General features: G+C 62.9%; 5 protein-coding genes. 2 read left to right on the plus strand and 3 right to left on the minus strand.

Going from position 1 to position 2,185, the window contains the following annotated elements; translation table 11 throughout:
* Window positions 1-417 (plus strand): winged helix-turn-helix domain-containing protein (locus tag EOA27_RS33095; RefSeq protein WP_145970709.1); only part of this gene is annotated, 417 nt, incomplete at its 5' end.
* A gap of 72 nt (window positions 418-489) precedes the next feature.
* Here EOA27_RS33095 and EOA27_RS33100 read toward each other — a convergent pair.
* Both EOA27_RS33100 and EOA27_RS33105 read right to left on the minus strand, forming a co-directional pair.
* Window positions 490-654, minus strand: a complete 165-nt coding sequence (locus EOA27_RS33100; protein ID WP_108702949.1) for a hypothetical protein — start codon at window positions 652-654, stop codon at window positions 490-492.
* 33 nt (window positions 655-687) lie between these two features.
* Window positions 688-1,020, minus strand: coding sequence for a hypothetical protein (locus EOA27_RS33105; RefSeq protein WP_126064138.1), 333 nt, complete (start codon window positions 1,018-1,020; stop codon window positions 688-690).
* Between the two features lie 352 nt (window positions 1,021-1,372).
* Between EOA27_RS33105 and EOA27_RS33110 the strand changes: the two genes are divergently transcribed.
* Window positions 1,373-1,828, plus strand: coding sequence for a L,D-transpeptidase (locus EOA27_RS33110; RefSeq protein WP_126080901.1), 456 nt, complete (start codon window positions 1,373-1,375; stop codon window positions 1,826-1,828).
* A 176-nt stretch (window positions 1,829-2,004) separates the two neighbouring features.
* Here the strand turns inward: EOA27_RS33110 and EOA27_RS33115 are convergent.
* Window positions 2,005-2,185 (minus strand): hypothetical protein (locus tag EOA27_RS33115; RefSeq protein WP_145970710.1); only part of this gene is annotated, 181 nt, incomplete at its 5' end.

Raw genomic sequence — 2,185 nt, forward strand, 5'->3', positions numbered from 1 at the left:
GTGCTGGCGCTCGAGCTCGGCGCCGCCGATGTGGTCGAAAGCCCGCTCAACGTGCGCGAGCTTGCCGCGCGCATCGGCGGCCTGCTGATGAGACGCGGCAGGGCCGCCGGGGAGCTGATCGTGCTGGAGAACGCCACTGTCGACCTGCGATCGGCCATGGTCATGCATCGCTCGGGTGCGGAGGATCAGCTTTCCCCGGGGCAGGTGGCGTTGCTGAAGCTGTTCCTGGCGAGCCCGCGCAAGGTGCTGACCCGCGACGACATCATTGCCGCGGCCCCGGCCGAGAATGCTGACGCTTTCGACCGTTCGATCGATTCGCGCATCGTGCGGCTGCGCCGAAAGCTCGACACCGAGACCATCATCACCATCCGCGGCGCCGGCTATCGTTTCGATCCACCAGCCTCGCGCAACGAGTGAATTCGGGTCGACGAGTCTATCAAGCATCGGATTCCCCAAAGCGGTGGTCATCTTGGGTCCGGCGCCTGGCGCTCAGCGCACCACAATGATCGAGGGGCCGGATAAAATGTCGGCGCCGGCGGTTGTCTCGGCGTGGGCGCGCTCCTTGAGCAGCACCGTCGCCAGCGCGGCAAAGCCGAGCAGGCCCTGCGCGTAAAGCAGCGCGGAAAGCACGGAGGCGGCAAATTTCGTCTTCATGTCCCTATCCTCAATCTCGATGTCGTCGGTGCTTCAGGAAACTCCCGAAGCGCCCGCGCCGCTGACGGAGCCCCCCGCTGCGGCGCGGGCCTTCGGTCCTCTCGGCAGCAAGTAGCCGGAGGGGCCGCGCGTCCTCAGCAGCCGGAGGCCGACCCGCCAGAGGGCCTTCAGCCGGTGGACGCGCAGGCTGGAGACAATCCAGACCGTGGCGATGAACAGAGCCATGTGCAGTGTCGAAACCTCGCCGGACGTCATCGCCGCCAGCGCCGTCACCGGGCTGCCGGCCACAGAGCCTGCGCCGCCGAGCGCGATTGCCGCGACGCTGATCCTGAGAAGCCAGGAGCGGAGTTTCGATTTCCTGCCCATTTTCGTTTGCAGTTGTCTGTTCCCGTTGCGTCAAATCTGCCGCCGGCCTGTATCCAGATCATGCCGCCGTGGCTGCACTTTGTTGCAGTTTGGTTTCGAGCCGGGCGTAAGTGTTTAATATTGGAAATGAAATGAACTTTCGTTTCCGGGACTAAGCTCATTGTGTAGCGCCGACCTGCCGCGCCCCGGAAGAGGTGCGATGTAATGGCTGGCCGGAGCTTCTTGTTAACTTATGGAAACGAATTCGAAACAGAAACGAGCATCAAGCGAAATAGCTCGGAAACGGACGAGCACGATAAGAGCCCATCGAAATTGAAGCCGGACACAACGGCAAAAAACAGAGGGATCCGTCATGCATACCGCCATTTCCGCCAAGCTCATCCATGTCGCCGCCGCCGCGCTCACCGGTGCCGCGCTGCTCTTCGGCGCCGGCAATGCCGCTCACGCCAACCAGATCGTCGCCAAGGTCTCGCTGTCGCAGCAGATCATGGAAGTCACCGTCGACGGTCGCCCGACCTACACCTGGAAGGTCTCGACCGGCGCGAGGGGGCACATCACGCCGACCGGTTCGTTCAAGCCGACGCGCATGCATGAGATGTGGTACTCGAAGAAATACGACAACGCGCCGATGCCGCATTCGGTGTTCTTCAGCGGCGGCTACGCCGTCCACGCCACCTACGCCATTAGCCGTCTCGGCCGTCCCGCTTCGCATGGTTGCGTGCGGCTGCATCCCGACGCGGCAGCCGACTTCTATCAGCTCGTCGAGGCCTTCGGCCCCGCCAACACCAGCATCGTCATCGTCAAGTAAAAGGCTGGGTTAGGGTAGCAGGCCGGTTGCCGCCTTCGGCGTACTTTGTGAGACGCAATTCCGGACGGAAAGCCGTTACACACTTTTCCTGGAATTGCTCAGCTGAAGCCGTGAGGCAGCCGCCAAAAAAGAGGCCGGAATTTCCGGCCTCTTTTGTTTTTTTGCTGTCGTGCCGATCAGCTCGGCAGCGCCGGCATCAGCTTCGGATCGGGCTTCTCGGCGAGATGCGGCAGGTCCTTGCTGGCGATGAAGGTGTAGAACATCGGCACGACGAAGAGCGTGAACATGGTGCCGACCAGGATGCCGGTGAAGATGACCAGGCCCATCGAATAGCGGGCGGCCGCGCCGGCGCCGCTG

Source organism: Mesorhizobium sp. M2A.F.Ca.ET.037.01.1.1, from assembly GCF_003998075.1.
GTDB lineage: Bacteria > Pseudomonadota > Alphaproteobacteria > Rhizobiales > Rhizobiaceae > Mesorhizobium.